Source organism: Sphingobacterium sp. 40-24 (assembly GCF_001899705.1).
GTDB lineage: Bacteria > Bacteroidota > Bacteroidia > Sphingobacteriales > Sphingobacteriaceae > Sphingobacterium > Sphingobacterium multivorum.
The window spans coordinates 18,887-40,879 of sequence record NZ_MKWH01000036.1 but is presented as its reverse complement, the minus strand read 5'-3'; the positions used below and the strand labels follow the sequence as shown (position 1 = coordinate 40,879).

Sequence of the window (21,993 nt, the reverse complement as noted above, 5' to 3'; positions counted from 1 at the left end):
TTCTTCGCCGAAAAGACGCATAGGATACTTATATATTTACGGATGGCCGCCCCGAAGCAATGGTATGCGCTTCCTTCAAGACCTCCGAATAAGTAGGATGTGCATAAGACACTCTTGACATGCTATCGGCAGTGATCTCATATTCCAAGCCCAAAACACCTTGAGCGATCAGATCGGCGGCACGTGCTCCAATGATATGAACTCCCAATAGTTCGCCATATTTTGGATCGGCCAACACCTTTACAAAACCTTGCGTATCCATCCCCGCGCGGGCACGGGCATTGGCGGAAAACGGGAATTTCCCAATCGTATACGTTATACCCTTTGCTTTGAGCTCCTCTTCTGTTGCGCCAACGGAAGCCACTTCGGGCCAGGTATAAACCACACTCGGGATCCGATCGTAATGTATCTTTGGTTTTTGGCCGTCCATATGTTCGACAACAAAGATTGCTTCCTCTTCAGCTTTATGAGCCAGCATTGCCCCGCCGATCACATCACCAATAGCATAAATGTGGGGAACGGCCGTCTGTAGCTGCTTGTTGGTAACGATCATCCCTCTGGCATCCAGTTGAACAGCTGTATTCTCCAAACCAAGCCCCGCTGTAAATGCTTTCCGCCCGACAGCGACCAAAATATAATCCGCCTGTAACTGCTGCTCGTTACCAACTCGATCCCTAAAGAAAACGTTTGCCGCAGCGCCTATATTTTCTGTTTTGTAAACAGCCTGTTCAAGCAAAATTTTAATGCCATCATGCAGCAGTATCTTTTTCAAGGCATCCCCCAATTCATGATCCATATTGGCAAGGAGGCGATCGGCATATTCGATAATCGTGACCTCACACCCCAATCTATTGAATATGGATGCCATCTCTACCCCAATTACACCGCCACCGATAATAACGATTTTATCTGGTTTCTCTTGCAAGGACAACGCCTCTGTTGAGCTGATGATACGTTTTTTGTCTATGGTTACTCCCGGAACTGTCGCTGGCTTGGAACCTGTAGCGATGATAAATTTCTTTGCTCCAAGGGACAGCCGCTCCCCCGCCGACGTAGCAATCTCCACCGTTGAATTATTGAGAAAAGAAGCCGTTCCATGGATCACCGTAACCTTATTCTTTTTCATCAGGAAATTCAGCCCCTGCGTATTTTGCAACACCACTTTATCTTTACGCGCATACAGTCGATCAAAGTCCACCGATAGTCCCGCTACCTGAATCCCGTGTGCAGCAAAATGATGCTGTGCTTCATCATAGTGATGCGTACTATCCAAAATTGCCTTTGTGGGAATACAGCCCACATTGGTACAGGTACCACCCAATGTATCATATTTCTCTACAAGTGCGGTTTTATACCCCAATTGGGCACTGCGAATCGCCGCAACATAGCCGCCTGGGCCAGACCCAATGACAACCAAATCATATTGTTCCATATACGAACTATTTTTAGTTAACAGAATTATTCACGACCAAAACAGGTCTTACAAGTATGTCCCGTATAGTTGCCACCATCCAAAAGGCTACGATAAAAATTTCAATACATACGCCAATCATAACACAAAATAAAATACCAAAAGGTATATTTAAAAAAAACAGAAAACACCGTACTATACATAAATATTGGATTTCATTAAAATCAGTACAAACCTACAAATAAAATACCAATCAGTATATTATTAATAAAAAAAATAGATCAAAAAAAATAATATGAAAGTCAATTCTACGCAGAAGAGATTGTGCTTATGTTTAGGATAAAGGGATATTTTTTAACTTGCTTCCAGATTAGCACCAACAGCGTCAAACGATTATTTTCAAATGAAACAGCATAATTACATCGCCACAATTACGTGGACAGGAAATCGCGGCAGCGGAACCGATCATTATAAAAACTACGAAAGAAGCCATCGCATTACCATTGACGGCAAAGCTGAGATTGAAGGTTCTTCGGATCCAGCGTTCCTCGGAGACCCCAACAAACACAATCCCGAAGAACTATTGCTTGCCTCCCTGTCCTCCTGCCATATGTTATGGTACCTGCATTTCTGCTCGGTCAATAAAATTATTGTAGAAGAATATGTAGACCATGCAACAGCGATCATGCTTGAAGAAGAATGTGGAAAAGGCCGTTTTAAAGAAGTTACACTAAACCCTTCGGTCCGGGTAAAAGATGCAACGATGATTGCACAGGCCATTGAATTACATCAAAAAGCAAGTGAATATTGTTTTATTGCCAATTCAGTAAACTTTCCGGTCTTGCATAAACCCAACGTCAGCATCAGCACATCCAGCTAAATGAATGAACTTTCTTCTTCACATGATATGCTGTCACATGATATGCTGTGAATTGACAAGAACGGCGATACCTAATCGAATTACGACATAGCTTAGCGCTATTTATTGGCTAGCCGCTCCTGTAACTCCCGACGGAAAGTAATACCGACCGGTAGGGACGTATTATTGATCTGCACCATTCCATGCTCATATTTGATCACCTTATTGATCGAAGCAATGTAAGATTTGTGGATACGGATAAACTTTGATGCCGGCACCTGTGTGAGAATTTGCTGGGTGGTGCTTGCGGTCAAAAATGTCTGACTAGGAGTGACAATTTTCACGTAATTGCCAAAGCTCTGGATAAAATCGATCTGCGATAATTTAACGTCAATAATACGGCCATCCATGCGTATACTAATTGATTTGGGTTCTTCTTCCTGGGGCGAAACAGCCATGTTATAGGATAAAAAACGTTGAACAGCCTTAAAAAAACGAGGAAATGAAATAGGTTTTAACAGATAATCAACAACGCCGTAATCATAACTCTCCAATGCGTATTCAGAATATGCTGTTGTCAAAATCGTTTTGGGTGGGTTATCCAGCATCTTCAGAAACTCCATCCCATTAATTTCGGGCATTTCAATATCCAGGAAGATTAAATCTACTTTGTTCTCCCGAAGAAACTCCAATGCCTCAAAAGCATTATAACACTGAGCGACCAACTGCAGATCAGTACTTCTTTCAATATAATTTACCAGTACATAATGCGCCGCAGGTTCGTCATCAACCACAATACAGCTATTTTTATTCATTGTTTAAAGATTTATAACCAATGACACCTCATACTCCTCTTTTTGGGAATTTGTCGTTAACGTATACCGATTAGGATACAAAAGCTTTAACCGCGCTATTGTATTTTCCAGACCTATTTTCGCCGAAAAAACATTCCTTTTCTTAACGGGAACAGAATTCCGTACATGCAAATATAAGTTCCCTTTTTCAATCTTGATCGAAATATGTACAAAACAATCTTCAATACTGCAGGTTCCGTGTTTAAAAGCATTTTCTACGAAAGTAATCAAAAGCATCGGCGCTATCTGATAATTGATATCTTCTTCTTTTTGATAATCAAATTCAATTTTCGTGCGATAGCCTAACCGTTCGCGCTCCAGCTCGATATAACTTGAGATAAAATCGATCTCATCATCCATACCGACAAATTCCCGATCGCTGCATTCCATCTGATAACGGAGAAGCTGAGAAACTTTGATGATCAATTCGGACGTACGTTCCGGATACTTCAGATTAATACCATAAATGGTATTCAATGTATTGAATAGAAAATGTGGATTGAGCTGTTTTTTTAAATGCGATAATTGCGTCTGATTGGAAAGCAGTTCACGTCGGGTCTTCACACGCTGAAAGCGATAAAATTCAATAAATTGGATACTACCCAATATACAGATCAACGAACCCAATAATACACCAAATTGATAATGGAACGTTTTCTGAACAAGATTCTTGTAAAGAAAACAATTCTTGTAGATCACGTTATCCGTTAGCTCTTTTAATATGAGTGCAAAAACCAGTAGTGTTGCCACCGACGCCAAAATATACAACAGCGGTTTATTCTTCTTAAGTAGCAATGGCAACAGGAAAAAGCGATTCAATTGTGCATGCGCATAAAGGATCAAGAAATAGAACACGCCCATCAAAAATCCCTTCCAGCTCAGGATCAAAATCCAATCGTTCAAAGTAAAGAGGATAAACGAAAAGATCAATAGCACGATCTCCTGTATGATCTTGTTCTCAAAAACCTTTCTCATAATCCTTTTTTTGTTAAAAATCTGTTACAAAGTAAAAGTTTTAAGTTTATAACAGCAGAAAAATAAATGACGAATTAAATTGGTCACTTTTAAACGCTATAGATCATTTTAAAGGGACATCACAGTTCATCTCATCGTTATCTTCGTGTCCATAAAATGATAGATAACCTATGCTGAAATTGAATTTAGTGCTGTCATTGGCTGTATCACTTGCGACCTCCTCTTCCTTCGCTCAGAAGCTTACGCTCCGCGATGCCGTAGAACAGGGTATTGCAAATTATGGAAATATCAAGGCAAAGGAATATTATCTCCAGTCCTCCCTGCAGACCAATGAACAAGTCAAACGCGACTTTTGGCCCAATCTGAACATCGTAGCCCAACAGGACTTTGGAACAGTCAACGGACAAAATGGTCCACTGTATGGATTTGGTGGGCTGGGTGTAGCTTCTTCGGGAGCCGCTCTTCCAGAACAAAATTGGAATGCCGCATTTGGTGCGCTTTACTTAGCCAATGTCAATTGGGACATTTACACCTTTGGACGAAAAAAAGAACGTATCGAATTGGCCAAATCCGATACCAAACGACTACAGGCCGATCTCGGTCAGGAACAGTTCCAGCATAAAATCAAGATCGCTGCGGCTTACCTCAATTTATTGGCTAGTCAACGATTGGAAAAAAATCAACAGATGAATCTGGATCGCGCACTGGTATTTTTAAATATTGCTGCCACCAAAGTAAAAAACGGAATATTACCCGGAGTAGATTCTACACTTGCTTCAGCGGAAGTATCGCGCGCAAAAATCAGTCTCAATCAGGCCCGTGAAAATGTTAAGGAGCAAAACAATAAGCTGACGGTATTGATGGGGATTCCAGCGAAAAACCTCGAAATAGATACTGTTCTGGTTCAGAAAACTCCTGTACAGCTAACTCCGCTTTCAGGCAACTTGATTGAAAGTAATCCTATTCTGCAATTTTATAAAAGTAAAATTGAACTTGGCGAACAACAATTGAAACTATCAACCAAAGAGTATCTTCCCACTGTAAGTGCCTTTGGGGTCTTTCAGACAAGGGGATCTGGTTTTAAGAGCGACTACATTACGGATTTACAAGCATATAGCACAAATTATTGGAAAGGGGTTCGTCCCAGTAGGCAAAATTATCTCTTGGGATTGGGCATAAACTGGAATCTGACTTCGATTGCGCGTATCAATAAAAAAATCAGTGCACAGCGCTTTACGAATGATGCCCTGAGAGAAGAATACCAAACTGCCGAAGCCCAATTGACAGCACAGCTGGATGCCGCTGATGTGAAAATCCAATTGGCCCTAAAAAGTGATCTAGAAGCTCCCCGACAAGTGTCGGCAGCTCAGCAAGCTTACAATCAAAAAATGACGATGTATAAAAACGGCCTAGCGACACTTGTCGACGTGACGCAGACCTTTTACACATTAAATAGAGCCGAAACCGATCGAGAGATCGTCCACATCAATCTTTGGCAGTCGCTTTTACTAAAAGCCGCAGCTGCGGGAGATTTTGATATTTTCAACAAAGAACTATAAATAACATTACATGAATTTAATACGTTTTGCCTTACGCAAGCCGATATCCATCCTCGTACTCGTATTGGGACTTATTGTCTTTGGCATAGGTGCCGTTCGATCGATCAAGGTGGATATCCTGCCAAAAATGAACCTTCCGGTTATTTATATTGCCCATCCATTTGGTGGCTATTCGCCGGATCAAATGGAATCTTATTTTGCCAAAAACTACGTCAATATCCTTCTTTTTGCCAATGGGGTCAAGTCTATTGAGACCAAGAATATTCAAGGTCTGACCTTAATGAAAGTATCGTATTACGAAGACACCAACATGGCCCAGGCTGCAGCCGAGCTAAGTGCCCTGGCAAATCGGATCCAAGCCTCCTTTCCTCCAGGCTCACAACCGCCGTTCATCATTCGCTTTGACGCCTCATCCCTCCCTGTAGGCCAACTGGTATTGAGCAGTAACAAGCGTTCTAACAACGAACTACAAGATCTAGCCAACGTCTATGTCCGGGCATCGTTTACGTCAATCCCCGGCCTATTGTCGCCACCTCCTTTTGGGGGAAGTCCACGTACAATTGAGGTCAACGTTGATCCCGATTTAATGCGGAGTCACAATATGACACCCGATCAGGTCGTAGAAGCGCTAAGACTAAACAATCAAACCGCTCCAGCAGGAAACGTACGTATTCAGGACAAAAACTACATTACACCAACGAACAACACCATCAAGGATGTAAAAGATTTTGAAAAAATCCCATTATTTAAAGGTGGGGTACAGAATCTTTACTTAGGCGATATTGCTACCGTAAAAGATGGTGCCGACGTTACCGCAGGCTATGCTTTGGTCAACGGCAAACGTTCCGTGTACGTCAGTATCGCCAAAGCCGGTGATGCCTCAACCTGGGAGGTTGTCCAGAATTTAAAAGCAGCCTTACCAAAAATTCAGGAGAATTTACCCGACGACGTCAAGTTATCTTATGAATTTGATCAATCCGTCTATGTCATCAATTCCGTAAAAAGTTTGATTACTGAAGGTGCAATCGGTGCTATCCTCACCGGACTAATGGTCCTCCTATTTTTAGGTGATCGAAGAGCTGCGCTGATCGTTATCCTAACCATTCCGATATCCGTGATCTCCGGAGTGCTCTTTCTGAAACTCTTCGGGCAGACCATCAACCTCATGTCCCTTAGTGGACTAGCCTTGGCTATTGGTATCCTGGTCGACGAAAGTACGGTAACGATAGAAAATATACACCAGCATCTGGATATGGGTAAACCCAAAGCCTTGGCTATCTGGGATGCCTGTAAAGAGATCGCCTTACCCAAATTATTGATCCTGCTCTGTATACTAGCCGTATTTGCGCCGGCATTTACCATGACAGGCATCCCGGGTTCGTTATTTCTTCCCTTGGCCCTGTCCATTGGATTTTCAATGATCATATCCTTCCTCCTTTCGCAGACATTTGTTCCTATCATGGCAAACTGGCTCATGAAAGATCATGCGCATAAAGCGCCACAAGCGACCGAACCAGTGGGTTTAAATACAGATGAAGCTCAATTTGCAGCAACTGGACTGACCATAGAATCCGAGCAAGATACCCTAAATCAGAAGAAACTATTGGTTGAACGGGAAGACTTTAACAACGATGGAAAGATCAGTATTTTTGAACGGTTCAGAAACAGATTCATGAAAATGATCGACCGTTTGTTCAAAAGAAAGAAAACCATTACCGTAGTTTATCTGCTTGGAGCAATAAGTCTTGTTGTCATTTTACTTTCCACAATTGGACAGGATGTATTTCCGAAAGTTAACTCCAGTCAGTTCCAAATGCGCCTCCGTGCGGCTGAAGGTACACGTATCGAACGCACCGAAGAAAAAGCAAAACTAGCGCTGGCCGAACTGGAAAAGCTGGTTGGGAAAGAACATATCAGCATATCTTCTGTCTATATCGGTCAACACCCCGGACAGTTTTCAGTATCACCGATCTATCTTTTCATGGCTGGTCCACATGAAGCTGTTTTCCAAATTGCACTGAAAGACTACCATCACGATATGGACAGGTTCCGTGATGAATACCGAAAACGCCTGAAAGCGGCAGTTCCCGATGTACAGGTATCCTTTGAACCGATCGAGCTTACGGATAAAGTATTAAGTCAGGGATCGCCCACTCCTATTGAAGTTCGGATAGCAGGAAAAAACAAAAAGAACAACGAGAAGTACGCTGGTAAATTGATCGAGGAACTAAAAGCCATCCCTTATTTTAGAGATGTACAATTAGCACAATCCATTAAATACCCTTCTTACGATATTAAGATAGACCGCATCAGGGCCGCACAATTGGGTGTAGATCTCAGCGAAGTCACACGATCGCTGATCGCTTCCACCTCTTCTTCGCGTTATACCGAAAAAAACACCTGGATCGATGAAAAAGCAGGACTTTCTTACAACGTCCAAGTTCAGGTTCCCATCGATAAAATGAAAGATGAGAAAGAAATCGGTGAAATCCCTTTATTGAAAAATTCAGCGCGACCAATTCTGAGCGACGTTGCAACGATCACACCGTCCTTCACCTATGGCGAAAACGACAATTTAGGTGCAATGCCTTATGTATCAGTTACAGCAAATATTGATCATACCGATTTAAAAACAGCCTCCAAGGATGTACAGCGCAGTATCAAAGCCCTTGGCGAGCTTCCTCGTGGTTTATCGATGGAGCAAATAGGACTTGGAAAAGTATTATCAGAGACCATGAGCAGCCTCGAATCGGGTTTGGCCGTAGCCATTATCGTTATATTCCTGATGCTATCAGCCAATTTTCAGTCGTTCAAAGTTTCTATGGTTGTGCTCACCACAGTGCCTGCGGTTGTGCTGGGCTCATTGATTCTGCTGTTGTTAACCGGATCTACCCTCAACTTACAATCCTACATGGGGATTATCATGTCGGTGGGTGTATCCATTGCGAACGCTGTTTTGCTCATCACCAATGCCGAACATATCCGTCGGCATAATGGCGATGCGCTGGCTGCAGCCCGTGAGGCAGCATCCTTACGGCTTCGCCCAATTATCATGACCAGTTTGGCCATGATTGTGGGTATGCTCCCTATGGCCATTGGTCATGGTGAAGGTGGCGAACAGGTTTCACCACTCGGTAGAGCCGTAATTGGAGGATTACTATTTTCGACTTTTGCCGTACTCGTCATCTTACCGCTTATATTTGCTTGGGCACAAGAAAAAAGCAGTACACAATCGATCTCATTAGATCCTGAAGACAAAGAAAGTAAACACTATATTGCGGCATTAAAACCTTTATCGTAAAAGCAGTATAATCTATAAAACATGAAAAATAATTTGTTCAAAATATTAGCTATCGCCGGTCTGATCGCATCCTTAACAGGATGCCATTCGGCTGCCGAGGAAAATGCAAAAAAAGAAAGTCCGGAAGCTGCAGCTCCGGCAATGGAGACATTTGTACCCACCAAACAGAAATTAACAAATAAAATGCAGATCCCTGGAGAAATCACGGGATTCCAGCAGGTCGAGATTTACGCTAAGGTCAGCAGTTACGTCAAAAGTCTCAACGTGGACATCGGAAGTAAAGTGCATGCCGGTCAGCTATTGGCTGTCCTGGAGGCTCCCGAATTGAGTTCACAGCTGTCAGCAGCCAAATCGCGGCTCAAATCACAGGAGGCGGTCTATATGGCTACAAAAAGCACTTACGACAGACTCTTTGAAACCAGCAAAGTAGAGGGAACGGTGGCTAGACTGGATCTTGAGGTTGCTGAGTCAAAAAAGAATGCTGATTTTGCGCAGTACCAAGCCGCTAAATCGGCCTACGCAGAGGTACAAAACCTGTTGAATTATTTGGAAATCAGGGCACCCTTCGACGGTGTAATCGCAACAAGAAATGTCAATCAGGGCGCCTATGTTGGTCCTGCTGGCCGTGGCTCGGAAATGCCCATCATGACCATTCAACAACAACGCAAACTGAGGTTAGCCGTTGCTGTTCCGGAACAATATTCGGGTTTCCTCACCGAAAACCAGCCCTTACAATTTACTGTCAAATCATTGCCAGGGCAAACCTTCTCGGGTAAGATCGCTCGTAAATCGGGTGCCCTGGACAGCCGATTAAGATCCGAGCGGGTAGAAATTGACATTAACAATACCGACAACAAGCTATTGCCGGGTATGGTTGCAGAGGTCGAATTGCCTTTAACATCTCAAGACAGTACTTTTGTTGTACCGAAATCGGCGGTATTTACTTCAGGCGAAGGAAGTTTTGTGATTGCTGTTATTTCGAACAAAACACAACGTATTCCTGTACAGAAAGGACGCAGCATCGATGGTCAGATCGAAATATTTGGTGACTTAAAACAAGATACTAAATTGGTCAGCAAAGCGGATGAAGAGATTATAGACGGAACGTCAGTCAAATAGGACTTTCTACTAATTCCTAAACAAAAGAAAGACCGAACCCATTACAACCGGGTTCGGTCTTTCTAATTTATTCGGTCTTTCTAATTTAAATGCCCATAAATTTAAAGGGTTGGGCAGCCTTAAACAGCGTATTTGAAATGCCATTTATTGCCATCCCCTGCTTCATGTCCAACTTCATCGTCGGAGCCCCTTTCTTTAAATCAAATTTAGCCAGATCTACCCACAGCGTTCCCGGAACCAATACATTCTCAAAATAATAGATTTTATTCTTTTGATCAGCCACGGATCTCCATCGTGTAGACGAAATATTAGGTTCAGATTCCGAGCTTATTCCAAATGGAACCGAGCAGTTGCGGATCACACTGAAAACACTGGCAACAGAAAGCCGCACATCGTCTGTTTGCGGGATCGCATTAATGTAATAGGAAGCCCTCACAAAACGATCAGCAGCACGGTTTGTTCCCGGCAACATGATAGTTCCCGGAATTCCCTGCCAATACCTGTTTAGCGCCAGTTGATCTTCAAAGACGGGCGAGTTTGTCATAACTGTATAGGCCGCATCGTGATGAATCACCAGTTTACCGTTGATGTATTCAAATATAGCATTATCGCCTGTGGCATCTGACAGCGATAAATGTATAGTCGTAAATTTGGTAGTTCCCGGGATATAATCACTTACAATTACAAATGGCTCATCCTTTAAGGCAGATACGGCTTCATTGACTGTCGCAAAATTATCCAAAACATATTGGGCCCAAGCCGAGATTGCAAGCCCTTTTTTTGGTCCCGCTGGATCAAATTTAGGATAAGTAGATTCGACAAGCCAGAGTACATTGGCCACCAATCCCTTTTCATTTAAACCATCGACTGTAGCAATGTCCCAAGCACTGGAAACTACACTCCCATATTGGGAAGTCCATTTCAAAGACTGAGGTCCTACCTCTCCACTGCGCGCTATTCCACGCGGAAACACCCATAGATTGGCCGCGATATCATCTCTCCAGTCCATACTCCTTGCCGTGATAACAGTCTGATTAGGTCCCTTATAAACAACGCGTGTACAGGATCGGCCTTCTTTAACGGCAAAAAGGAATACGATCAACATAAATTGTGCAAGATACTTCATATGTATAGATTTTTTTGCGTGATATGACTTTGTCTTGATAGCGTGCAAAAGCACTCCAATTCCATAAACAATAATTTGAGCTTATTGTTTGTCTAAGCTGTAACCGGCATGATTTAATCCGGCACAGCTTAGACGAGCATAATCTATAGCCATAATATATGGCTCTAGGTACTATTCTGCCGCTTTCGGGTCAATTGCGGCAGCAACTGCAGTTAATGCTAAGGCACCCCCAACGATCATAGCCTCCTGCCCCTTTTTTTCCTTAACAGCCAGCACGTCTCCACGCTTATTATACAGTTCAATAATATCATTAAGGGCTACTGAACCGGTCTGCCAAAGCTGGGCAGCATAAAATTTTTGCTCCGTAGTTTTAACAATGGCTTTACCATCTTCTAAAATCGAATAACTTAAATAACTACGTAAACTGTAAGGTGAATCGGCGACTTCAAATCGAGCAAGTTTTACCGCAAAACTCTCGCCACTCATATCATACATATACACTTTTTCTTTTTGGGATGATCGTACAATGGATTTAACATCGTTTTTAAAATCAAAATAATGCCCATCCACATAGGCATGTGGTGGGATAAGTACCACATCTTTAGGCAAACTTACCGATCCTGTAATATAACCGTTCACCCAAGCATCATTGAATATAGTGGATTTACTAGTGCCTATATCGGAAACCGAAGCATTCATCTTTCCATTAAAAGCAGCTTGTTCAGCAGAATAACCTTGCGTTTTACCATTAATAACCATGGCCGAACTTTTAAGATCCCATAAGATCGGTTTATCGATTTTATTTTCTATTCGAAGGTAAATTCGACCATCTCTGTCGGCAAAGGAATAATCAATTTGTACTGTATCATTATTAAATGAAAACGTTCCCTTGTCTTCATCTTTTTTTACATTCTCCCCATTGAATGTCATGAGATAGTTGGAAGAACAGGCTGAAAGAAAAACAGCACAATACGTTAGCGTGAGAACTTTGAATACTTTTCGCATAATATCAGGATATCTTAGTGTAATTACAACGGCACGAGTACTATTGTACAACAATATAAAAAACTATTATTAAAAAAACAGCGAAACGACCTAAAATAATTTCCTAATTAGGGTATTAATCGCAAAGTATCACTGTTTCTATCAAAATAGTAAATGATCGTCATAAAGCAGTAAATGCCCCTCTTTTATCGTCCGATACAGCTTTGAAATTGCTTTACATCAGTTTCCATAATAACAGGGATATTACAGGGGGTTAACAGGGGTATAACAGGGGGTTAGCAGGGCTAAATACCCAGTTAACCCCCTGTTAATACCTTGTAAAAAGACTACTATATCCTTCTTAATGGAGAATAGGATATTCGACTGATAGTAACCATAAACAAATCAAGGAATATACTCAACTGTTGGTCTGATTAGCGTAACGAAAACGGTTAAACGAATAGAAGTTTTTTTAACCGGAAAGCAAAAGCTATATTTACAGTCAACTAAACCAAATCCAATGAAAGAGAAATTTATCGACAGAAAAGACCAACAGGCCAATAAGATATTTGAAAGAAGAACATTATCCTCCGATTATAGAACGATTATTCCCTTACTGTCTCCCGGCATGGAAATCTTGGACGTAGGCTGTGGTACCGGAACGCTCACGAATGAGGTAGCAAGCTATATCGGCGACGGAACTATAATCGGGCTCGATAATACACCGTCTTTTATCGACAGTGGCAATGAGCGCTATGGTAACACCCAAAATCTGAACCTGGTCTGCAGCAATATTTTTGATTATCAGCCTCCACATCCGTTCGACCTGATTATAACGGCGCGCACCATGCAATGGTTAAGTGATATTCCCAGGGCATTGGGCTTATTCAAATCCTGGTTAAAGCCCGGAGGACAAATTTCTATTTTAGACTACAATCACACCGCCATTGAATGGAACCCCGCCCCTCCGGAAAGCATGCTCACATTTTACCATACTTTCCTGAAGTGGAGAGCAGATGCAGGTATGAACAATCGTGTTGCTGATGAGGTCGCTGCACTGCTCCAGGAAGCAGGTTTCCATTCGGTTCAAGTTATCAATGCCGATCAGACCTACAAAAAAGGAGAAGCTAACTTTGATACCAATCTGGCCATCTGGAACAAAGTCGCCCAATCGCGACAAATGGTTACGGAAGGGTATATCTCCGACGAACTTCGCTTACAGGCTATCGCCGAATACAGCCAATGGATCGAGACAGAAGCGACAAGCATGACACTTAAAATGAACGATGTACGGGCTAAAGTATAATCTCCTTTTATCCGTTTTCCTCCTACTGATACTCCCCGGGCTGGCCGTAAAAGCACAGCTCAGGGATACCATGATCAATGTAGGCAACCATAGCCTTCATTTTACTTTAATGGAAGGAAAAGGTATCCCCATTGTCTTTGAATCTGGAGCGGGAAATGACGCTTCCGTTTGGAGAAAGTTATTGGAACCGCTATCGAGCAAATTGGGCGCACCTTTAATTACCTATGACAGGGCTGGCTTTGGGAAAAGTGAAATAGACACCGTTAACATTAGCTTGACAAATGAAGTAAAGGATCTTAAAAATGCCTTGCAGCAATTGGGCTATCGTGATCGGTACTTTTTTGTTGCCCATTCCTTCGGTGGTAACTATACGATGAAATTTATAACGACCAATCCCGGTCAGGTTGTTGGCACAGTAATGATCGATATTGTCTCCCCTTATCTCATGACCATGGAGCGATCCAAATCATTGAAGAGCGAATATGCCAGTGAACTTGATAACATCAAAAAAGAAAGCTTAGGGTTCTATCATCTCGTTTTAAACTACGAAGCATCAACGGCTGTTTTACATGAGGTTGCAGGAAAAATCAATGTTCCTATGACTGTCATTGGCTCAGGAAAATCACCTTTTGAAGAACCCGATCGCAGTTTATTTATTGCTGCCCTTAAAAAATATGCAGATCAAAAAAACAATAGACGTTATCTTTTGGCTCAAAATGCGGAGCATCATGTCTTTTATGACGAACCGGATCTGGTCATTGATGAAATCGTCAAACTATATCAAAAAACCGCATCCGAGTAATCAAAAAGTCTATCCGTACAACCGATTTTATTTGTAGCTTAGCAAGGCTGTACAACACACAACAACTTATCTTATGGATCATCAGGCCCAAAATGTCATCGATACACCGAGCAACAATACGGTGTTTATGGTATGGAATTTCCACGAAAATGTGGTCATTAAGGATGTCTTCCAACGCTTATGTGCATTGGTTGTCAATCTCAACAATTCGGCGCAGGTACGTTCAAACCTTGTAAAAGCAAGCGTGGTATTGGGCATAAGCCACCATGCCTGGAAAAAGCTTGAACTCAACGAACCTATGCCAAAGGAATTGGTTCCTTTCGAACCTATCATCGGTCAAAAACATGTTGCTGTGGCTACCCCCGGAGATTTACATTTCCATATTCGCGCTTATGAAAAAAGCTATTGCATTGACATGGCCACCGAAATTGCAGCCTTATTAAGTCCCGTTGCCGATTGCAAGGAGGAAATTCATGGGTTCAGATATTGGGATGGCCGAAGTATCTTGGGTTTTGTCGACGGAACAGAAAATCCCCTTGGTGAGGATCGTGCTTTCTTTGGTATCGTTGGTGATGAGGATGTAGCCTATACGGGTGGAAGCTATTTATTTGTACAAAAATATATTCACGACATGAACGCCTGGCGTTCTTTACCCGTCGCTGAACAGGAGAAGGTCATCGGCAGAAGCAAAGCAAACGATATTGAGATGGGCGACGATGAAAAACCGACTAATTCACATTCGGCCCTAGCCAATGTCGGTGACGATTTGAAAATTGTTCGCGACAATATGCCTTTTGGGCAAATCGCAACAAATGAAATGGGAACCTACTTTATCGCTTACGCCAGCACATTCAGTACCGTACAATTGATGCTGAACAGAATGTTTATTGGTGAACCCGAGGGGAATTACGATAGAATACTGGACTTTAGTACGGCCCATACCGGCTCCCTGTTCTTCTGTCCAACAATCAATATGCTGAAAGAATTTGCTGGTTAAAAGCTGTATACCCATTATCTCGGATCATTTCCAACAGGATTTCCCAACGTAGAGCACTGGGTCATGGAATATGGTCCCAATGGAATATGGTCCCACAAATTTATTTTTAACACTACACGACAAAAAAAATGGAAATCACTATTATTCAGCTAGGTGACGAAAACATTGCTGAAGTTAAAGGTTCAGGCGTCTTTATCCATAATCTCGATGATGGTCTACAGATTATGGTCGACTGTGGCGCGCAAGAAGCATACAAAGCAATTATTTATCAAGAGAACATCACAGACGATTTCTTCGAACTTAAAACAAAACTTGCCGGTGAAATTCTTCAAAAATATACGCAGTATGGCTTTGACATTGCCATCGTTGGCGATTTCTCCAGATACAACAGCAAAAGTCTAAACGATTTTATCTACGAAAGCAATAAATCAAAGAAAATCAATTTTGTAGGTACGCGTGAAGAAGCGATAGCCAGATTTTCAAAACGTTAAACCATGCACATTGAATCAGAAAGATTAGCGATTCGGCCTATTATGGCGGAGGACAGTCAGGCCGTATTCGGTTACCGTTCGGATAAAGAAACCAATAGATACCAGGGCTGGATTCCAGACTCTTTGGCAGAAGTCGATGCATTTATAGCTAAAAATCCGGGCACATTCAATCTTCCAGAGTCCTGGTTTCAGCTCGTTATGACCGACAAAATAGCAAACGCAGTAATCGGCGATATTGGCGTTCACTTTTTTGGTACTGAACACCTGCAGGTGGAATTGGGCTGTACCATAAAAAAAGAATTCCAGCAACAGGGTTATGCCAAAGAAGGACTGAAAACAGTTATAGAGGCCCTGTTCCGTCAGTATCATAAACATCGGATCATGGCCTCGGTAGCTCCGGAAAACAAGGCATCCATGCAGCTTTTCACAAGTTTGGGATTCCGAAAGGAAGCTCATTTTGTAAAAAGCTATTTCCATAACGGTCAATGGGAAGATGACGTGGTCTTTGCAATCCTTGCCGAAGAATGGGATTCAACACAATAAGTCGTCTCTTCGCGACTTATTGTGTCGTACGATTGATCCAATCGGCATAAGACAGCACGCCCAGTTCGGGCCTGCCCTCCCCTTCCAAAACTGCGATAAACTCCAATTGGTTGCCATCCGGATCATTAAAGTAAATGGCCAATGCCGGCATCCATGCAAAGACCATCGGTGCTTCGATCCCATCCTTTAAAAAATTATAAGGTGTCAGGTCACGTGTTTTCAGATAGTCCACGGCATAGTTCAAGATATCCTCTTTATCCGCTCTAAAAGCAAAATGTCTCGGTTGAAAGTTTGTTTCTTCCTGCCACAGGCCCAACATATAGTCTTTGCCGGTTCCAATCCATAAAAAAACAATAGGACGTGTCGGATCGCGATGTGCCACACGCAATCCCAATACCTCCGTATAAAATGCGACAGATTTGGCTAAATCACGCACCTGAATATGCGTTTCGTATAAACCTTGTATCATAAGTTATTTCATTTTAAAATTATTTCAATCCATTGATAGCGCGCTCGTGATGTAAATGCAAGATCGGATAGGATTTGCCCATACCATCTACAGCTGAGCGTCCGATAAGCTGATATCCTTTTTTCAGATAAAAATCAACAGCCTGCTGATTTTGCTCATTGACATCAACTTTATACACCTGGAGCTTATCCAGCACATACTGTAGTGCCACAGTCCCAATACCTTTTCCCCTGTAGGCTGAATCCACTAATAACATTTCTAGATTATCATCGGAGACAGCGAAAAAAGCAGTAGGCTGTCCCTCATCATCGATGACATATACCTTTAATTGTAGTAAATACTCGGTTGGGATCAGTCTCTTATATAACTGAAGATCCTCCTCTTTCAAAAAATCATGTGTTGCCCGAACCGAATTTTCCCAAATGCGCAGGATTGCCGCATAGTCGGCTCCACTTGCCGCTCTTATTTCCATAACGATTATCTCCCTCTAAAAATTCTTATTTACACCGTATCGCTACGGAATAGCATTCTTATAAAAGCTTCCCTTCCGCTTTACAGAAAGGCAATGTAAGTTAAATTGGAGAACTAAAATCATGAAAAAGTTAAATAAGACAGAAAGATGATGATTTAGGTTCCGATAATTTGATTTCAGAGAAAACAACCTTATCTTGTAAATAAACACATTAGCCATGTACAATACACTTCTATTCAAAAAATATCTTCCGGAAGATTTTGACGCTTTCCACGACTTGGTTAAAGCGGATGATGTCATGAAATACATTACCGGCAAAGGATTGTCCGAAGAGCAGGCCCGGAAAAAGTTCGATTCGATTCTAGAAATCAACCAGGATCCTGATTTAGGCTATTTTAAAGCAATCGAAGCGGATACGCTAAAGCTTTTAGGCGACTGTAAGCTTGTTAACTACAAAAAAGATCCAAGTGTATTCGAAATTGGTTATTTGCTCCGCAAAGAACATTGGGGAAAGGGGCTGGGAACACAGATTTGCGAGTCGATGCTAGCCCTTGCCACAACATTAAATCCAGGTAAAGATGTGATTGGTATCATTGATCCCGATAACACCGCATCGAGACGACTACTGAATAAATTCGGATTCAAAAGTTTCTTCGTGGGGATAGAAGACGATATTGCCACAGAAAAGCTGATGCTCAAACGGACAGCATCCGAATAAACAAAGCCCATTCGAATATTTAAAACAATAGGAACTGTATATGCCCAAGCCGAACAAAAAGTCAATGAAGTTTAAGGTAAAAACAACTTATAATACACACGAAAGTCTTCAAGATACCTTATCATTCTTTGGCGTAAATTGCCACCGCCCCTATTATATTTCTTCTGGAAATCCGATTTTTGAATACCCAAGCAATGCTTTTCGTATTGATTATTATGCCATCTGTATCTGCACGGCAGGCGATATAAATATTCAGGTAGACAATCAGGAATACCATATCTCGACAAACCATATCCTCATATCCGCCCCAACAACAATTATCCGGTTTTCGCAGGTCAGCGCCGACTTTAGAATGAAGCTACTCTTTTTTGACAAAGCATTCCTGCTTAAACATATTGTCAATCCATTCTTTATCGAACAACTGGGGCTTTTTAAAAATTCGACCTTTACCATTGTCAGCTCCCAAGATAAACAAATTGACAAGCTGTTAAAATTAATGGACTACTTCAAAGAAGTTACCTTAAGAACAACACATTTTACAGCAGATATCATCCGCACGATCATCTTTAATCTCCTGTTAGAGATCGCCGACGAATTGGTCTCTAAAGACCATAATACAACGGAAAGTGTACAAGAGACCAACAACCTGTTCTATAAGTTTACAGACCTGGTTCAGCGACATAGCAATCAATACAAAGAAGTACAATATTACGCCGACCAGTTATTTATTTCAAACAAATACCTCATTCAGATTGTTAAAAGAGCATCAGGTAAAACACCACATGAAATTATTGATGAGCGTGTGCTTAAAGAAGCCTATGTGCTGCTCGGGAATCCCGAAAAGACTATCTCAGAAATTTCTTATGAAATCGGATTTAATTCCATCTCAGCATTTGGTCGTTTTTTCAAAAAATACGCCACCTTATCGCCATCAGAGTACCGAAAGCGACAAAATATGTAGAAAGAGGAAATTCGGTAGAACAATAGCGAATTTGAGGGCACAAATGATTAAGGTGGTCTTTGTAACTTTACTCAACAATTAAAAAAACATAAGAATCATGAAAGAAATCACCTCAAAATTCGACAAAGTATTAAATGCATCTGCTGAATATGGAAATGTAAATCATGAACCCGATTCAAGCAAAGAACAACAACGTAACACACCGAAAAAATCGATGCCCTTTTCTGATCAGATCGGAAATTATCAACGCAATAAAGGTATTCCACCAAAATCATATAAAGACAGTAAAATCTACATCGTCGGAAGCGGTATAGCAGGGATGTCTGCAGCCTACTATTTTATCCGAGATGGTCATGTTCCTGCTGAAAACATCACATTCCTTGAACAGCTCCATGTGGAAGGCGGCTCGTTAGATGGCGCCGGTAATGCAACCGACGGCTATGTCATCCGCGGTGGTAGGGAAATGGATATGACCTACGAAAATCTTTGGGATATGTTTCAGGACATTCCTGCATTGGAAATGCCTGCCCCCTACAGTGTTCTGGACGAGTACCGTTTGATCAATGACAACGACTCCAACTACTCCAAAGCAAGGCTTATTCATAAACTTGGTGAGATAAAAGACTTCAGCAAGTTTGGATTGGGCAAAATGGATCAGCTGGCCATCATTCGATTGCTCCTCAAAAATAAAGAAGATTTAGATGACTTAACCATCGAAGACTACTTCAGCGAGTCATTTTTATCCAGCAATTTCTGGACCTTCTGGCGTACCATGTTCGCTTTCGAAAACTGGCATAGTTTACTTGAGCTGAAATTGTACATGCACCGCTTTTTACATGCGATAGACGGATTGAATGATCTTTCATCACTCGTATTCCCGAAATACAATCAATACGACACCTTTGTGACCCCTTTGCGCAAAGTACTCCAAAGCAAAGGTGTAAACATTCGATTCAATGTGTTAGTCAAAGACTTGGATATCCAAAGCAATACCGATGGAAAAGTTGTGGAGGCCCTGATTACAGAACAAGACGGTAAAGAGGTAAAAATTCCAATCGGAAAAGACGACTTCGTCATTGTGACAACTGGATCAATGACAGAAGATACCTTCTACGGCGACAACAAAAATGCACCGATCATCGCTATCGACAACAGCAGCAGCGGTCAAAGTGCAGGCTGGAAACTCTGGAAAAATCTGGCTGCCAAATCCGCCATCTTTGGTAAACCCGAAAAGTTCTGCAGTAACATCGAAAAATCAGCATGGGAGTCTGCGACCCTGACATGTAAACCTTCGGCTTTAGTCGAAAAACTAAAAGAATATTCTGTCAATGACCCTTATTCCGGCAAAACAGTCACTGGCGGTATTATTACCATTACCGATTCTGATTGGCTGATGAGTTTCACCTGTAATAGACAGCCACATTTCCCTGGCCAACCGGATGATGTTCTTGTCTTATGGGTATATGCCTTATTTATGGATAAAGAAGGAAATTACATCAAAAAGCCAATGCCACAATGTACGGGAGATGAAATTCTAGCCGAACTATGTCACCATTTGGGCATTATTGATCAACTGGACGATGTTATCAAAAATACGATTGTACGTACGACATTCATGCCTTACATCACCTCGATGTTTATGCCAAGAGCAAAAGGCGACCGTCCGAGAGTCGTACCTGAAGGATGTAAAAACCTGGGCTTGATCGGTCAGTTTGTCGAAACCAACAATGACGTTGTCTTTACCATGGAAAGCTCGGTACGTACCGCACGTATTGCGGTATATGAACTGCTGAACTTAAACAAGCAGGTTCCGGATATCAATCCCCTACAATACGACATCCGTCATCTTTTGAAAGCAGCCAAAACATTAAATGATGACAAACCATTTGTGGGCGAAGGCTTACTGCGTAAAATTCTAAAAGGCACTTATTTTGAACATATCCTGCCTATCGGTTCTGAAGAACAAGAAGAACATGAATCTTTCTTGACAGAGCAGATCACCAAATTCAAAGATTGGTTAAAAGGAATTAAAGGATAAGGATCACAACCTGCGCCATGGTTCCGTGGCGCAGGTTTTTACGAATTGAAAAAACAATAACATCATGGACTTTAAAAATATAACGATAGCTGGCAGCGGGGTTTTAGGCTATCAAATCGCTTTCCAAACAGCATTTCATGGCTATCATGTCACTGTATACGACATCAACGACGATGTACTAAAAAAAGCTGCAGCAAAATTTGATATTTTGGCGCAGGCATTCGAGAAAGATCTTCATGCGAGTAAAGAACAACTGGCTTCAACCTTTGATAGGCTCAGTTATAGTTCAGATCTTGCCGCGGCGGTAGCAAAAGCAGATCTTCTTATCGAAGCCGTTCCCGAAAACCCAGCCATTAAAATTGGTTTTTATCAGGAATTAGCGAAAGTGGCACCGGAGAAAACCATTTTTGCCACAAACTCCTCAACCTTGCTGCCAAGTCAATTTGCCCAAGAAACCGGCCGTCCCGAGAAGTTCCTGGCGCTACATTTTGCCAATGAAATCTGGAAGCACAATACAGCAGAAATTATGGGCCATCCTGGTACAGACAAAGCGGTATTTGAGCAGGTTGTAAACTTTGCAAAATCCATTGGCATGGTTGCCCTACCGCTGCATAAGGAGCAGCCTGGCTATATTGTAAACTCCTTACTTGTCCCATTACTTTCGGCGGCAACGGATCTTTTGGTCAACGAAGTGGCGGATGCCCAAACGATCGACAAAACCTGGATGGTTGCCACTGGAGCGCCAACAGGCCCCTTCGGCATACTCGATATCGTTGGCATCACAACAGCCTATAATATCAATAAAATGAGCGCCGAAGCAACAAATGACCCCTTAAAGATCAAAACAGTGGCCTATCTCAAGGAGCATTTTATAGACAAAAACAAATTGGGCGTCGCTACTGGGGAAGGGTTCTATACCTATCCCAATCCGGCCTATCAATCGCCCGACTTTTTAAAATAGGTCTCTTCAGAAACAATAAATCGTCGCAGGTGGAGCTGTGACGATTT

At 42.0% G+C, this 21,993-nt stretch carries 20 protein-coding genes; 13 read left to right on the top strand and 7 right to left on the bottom strand.

What is annotated here, in order from left to right:
• Positions 1–28 precede the first annotated feature (28 nt).
• Positions 29–1,432 (bottom strand): dihydrolipoyl dehydrogenase, encoded by a 1,404-nt coding sequence (gene lpdA / locus BGP15_RS14360; RefSeq protein WP_286769911.1) that lies wholly within the window; start codon positions 1,430–1,432, stop codon positions 29–31.
• A 382-nt stretch (positions 1,433–1,814) separates the two neighbouring features.
• On the opposite strand from lpdA, the gene BGP15_RS14355 reads away from it, so the two are divergent.
• Entirely contained in the window at positions 1,815–2,291 is a 477-nt protein-coding gene (locus tag BGP15_RS14355; protein ID WP_286769910.1) for an OsmC family protein, read from the top strand.
• Between the two features lie 98 nt (positions 2,292–2,389).
• On the opposite strand, the gene BGP15_RS14350 is transcribed toward BGP15_RS14355, so the two are convergent.
• Both BGP15_RS14350 and BGP15_RS14345 read right to left on the bottom strand, forming a co-directional pair.
• Entirely contained in the window at positions 2,390–3,085 is a 696-nt protein-coding gene (locus BGP15_RS14350; protein WP_286769909.1) for a LytR/AlgR family response regulator transcription factor, read from the bottom strand.
• Positions 3,086–3,088: 3 nt separating this feature from the next.
• Positions 3,089–4,099 (bottom strand): sensor histidine kinase, encoded by a 1,011-nt coding sequence (locus tag BGP15_RS14345; protein ID WP_286769908.1) that lies wholly within the window; start codon positions 4,097–4,099, stop codon positions 3,089–3,091.
• Between the two features lie 170 nt (positions 4,100–4,269).
• On the opposite strand from BGP15_RS14345, the gene BGP15_RS14340 reads away from it, so the two are divergent.
• Genes BGP15_RS14340 through BGP15_RS14330 form a run of 3 tightly spaced genes read left to right on the top strand, consistent with a single transcriptional unit; the run spans position 4,270 to position 10,078 of the window.
• Positions 4,270–5,658, top strand: a complete 1,389-nt coding sequence (locus BGP15_RS14340; protein ID WP_088162576.1) for a TolC family protein — start codon at positions 4,270–4,272, stop codon at positions 5,656–5,658.
• Positions 5,659–5,668: 10 nt separating this feature from the next.
• Positions 5,669–8,959, top strand: coding sequence for an efflux RND transporter permease subunit (locus BGP15_RS14335; RefSeq protein WP_088162577.1), 3,291 nt, complete (start codon positions 5,669–5,671; stop codon positions 8,957–8,959).
• A gap of 21 nt (positions 8,960–8,980) precedes the next feature.
• A complete protein-coding gene (locus tag BGP15_RS14330) occupies positions 8,981–10,078 on the top strand; it encodes an efflux RND transporter periplasmic adaptor subunit (protein ID WP_075993843.1) in 1,098 nt (365 codons plus the stop codon).
• Between the two features lie 85 nt (positions 10,079–10,163).
• Here the strand turns inward: BGP15_RS14330 and BGP15_RS14325 are convergent, their stop codons facing one another.
• Together BGP15_RS14325 and BGP15_RS14320 are read right to left on the bottom strand one after the other, a co-directional pair.
• Positions 10,164–11,204: a linear amide C-N hydrolase gene (locus BGP15_RS14325; protein WP_088162579.1), complete on the bottom strand. Its 1,041-nt coding sequence runs from the start codon at positions 11,202–11,204 to the stop codon at positions 10,164–10,166.
• Positions 11,205–11,375: 171 nt separating this feature from the next.
• Positions 11,376–12,209, bottom strand: a complete 834-nt coding sequence (locus BGP15_RS14320) for a YgdI/YgdR family lipoprotein (RefSeq protein ID WP_286769907.1) — start codon at positions 12,207–12,209, stop codon at positions 11,376–11,378.
• Between the two features lie 499 nt (positions 12,210–12,708).
• Here BGP15_RS14320 and BGP15_RS14315 point away from each other — a divergent pair, with 499 nt between their 5' ends.
• The 5 genes from BGP15_RS14315 to BGP15_RS14295 all read left to right on the top strand — a co-directional run bounded on the left by BGP15_RS14315 (position 12,709) and on the right by BGP15_RS14295 (position 16,327).
• Positions 12,709–13,494 carry a class I SAM-dependent methyltransferase gene (locus BGP15_RS14315; protein ID WP_286769906.1) on the top strand — a complete coding sequence of 262 codons (786 nt, stop codon included), beginning with the start codon at positions 12,709–12,711 and terminating at the stop codon, positions 13,492–13,494.
• Positions 13,475–14,296: an alpha/beta fold hydrolase gene (locus tag BGP15_RS14310; RefSeq protein WP_286769905.1), complete on the top strand. Its 822-nt coding sequence runs from the start codon at positions 13,475–13,477 to the stop codon at positions 14,294–14,296. Before BGP15_RS14315 ends, BGP15_RS14310 begins: the two co-directional genes overlap by 20 nt.
• 73 nt (positions 14,297–14,369) lie before the next feature.
• Positions 14,370–15,293, top strand: coding sequence for a Dyp-type peroxidase (locus BGP15_RS14305; protein ID WP_145329601.1), 924 nt, complete (start codon positions 14,370–14,372; stop codon positions 15,291–15,293).
• A gap of 128 nt (positions 15,294–15,421) precedes the next feature.
• Positions 15,422–15,784, top strand: coding sequence for a DUF4180 domain-containing protein (locus BGP15_RS14300; RefSeq protein WP_115050019.1), 363 nt, complete (start codon positions 15,422–15,424; stop codon positions 15,782–15,784).
• A gap of 3 nt (positions 15,785–15,787) precedes the next feature.
• Entirely contained in the window at positions 15,788–16,327 is a 540-nt protein-coding gene (locus BGP15_RS14295) for a GNAT family N-acetyltransferase (protein WP_145329604.1), read from the top strand.
• Positions 16,328–16,343: 16 nt separating this feature from the next.
• On the opposite strand, the gene BGP15_RS14290 is transcribed toward BGP15_RS14295, so the two are convergent.
• Complete coding sequence (locus tag BGP15_RS14290; protein ID WP_075993850.1) at positions 16,344–16,796, bottom strand: VOC family protein; 453 nt, start codon at positions 16,794–16,796, stop codon at positions 16,344–16,346.
• A 19-nt stretch (positions 16,797–16,815) separates the two neighbouring features.
• On the bottom strand, positions 16,816–17,268 hold the full coding sequence (locus BGP15_RS14285; protein ID WP_286769904.1) for a GNAT family N-acetyltransferase: 453 nt from the start codon (positions 17,266–17,268) through the stop codon (positions 16,816–16,818).
• Positions 17,269–17,485: 217 nt separating this feature from the next.
• On the opposite strand from BGP15_RS14285, the gene BGP15_RS14280 reads away from it, so the two are divergent.
• From BGP15_RS14280 to BGP15_RS14265, 4 genes are all read left to right on the top strand, one after another.
• On the top strand, positions 17,486–17,986 hold the full coding sequence (locus BGP15_RS14280) for a GNAT family N-acetyltransferase (protein ID WP_088162585.1): 501 nt from the start codon (positions 17,486–17,488) through the stop codon (positions 17,984–17,986).
• A 64-nt stretch (positions 17,987–18,050) separates the two neighbouring features.
• The gene (locus tag BGP15_RS14275) at positions 18,051–18,947 is read left to right on the top strand and encodes a helix-turn-helix domain-containing protein (protein WP_159333224.1); all 897 of its coding nucleotides are present in this window, start codon (positions 18,051–18,053) and stop codon (positions 18,945–18,947) included.
• 97 nt (positions 18,948–19,044) lie between these two features.
• A complete protein-coding gene (locus BGP15_RS14270) occupies positions 19,045–20,985 on the top strand; it encodes an oleate hydratase (protein ID WP_088162586.1) in 1,941 nt (646 codons plus the stop codon).
• A 64-nt stretch (positions 20,986–21,049) separates the two neighbouring features.
• Entirely contained in the window at positions 21,050–21,946 is an 897-nt protein-coding gene (locus BGP15_RS14265) for a 3-hydroxyacyl-CoA dehydrogenase (RefSeq protein ID WP_075993853.1), read from the top strand.
• The last annotated feature ends 47 nt before the right edge of the window (positions 21,947–21,993 follow it).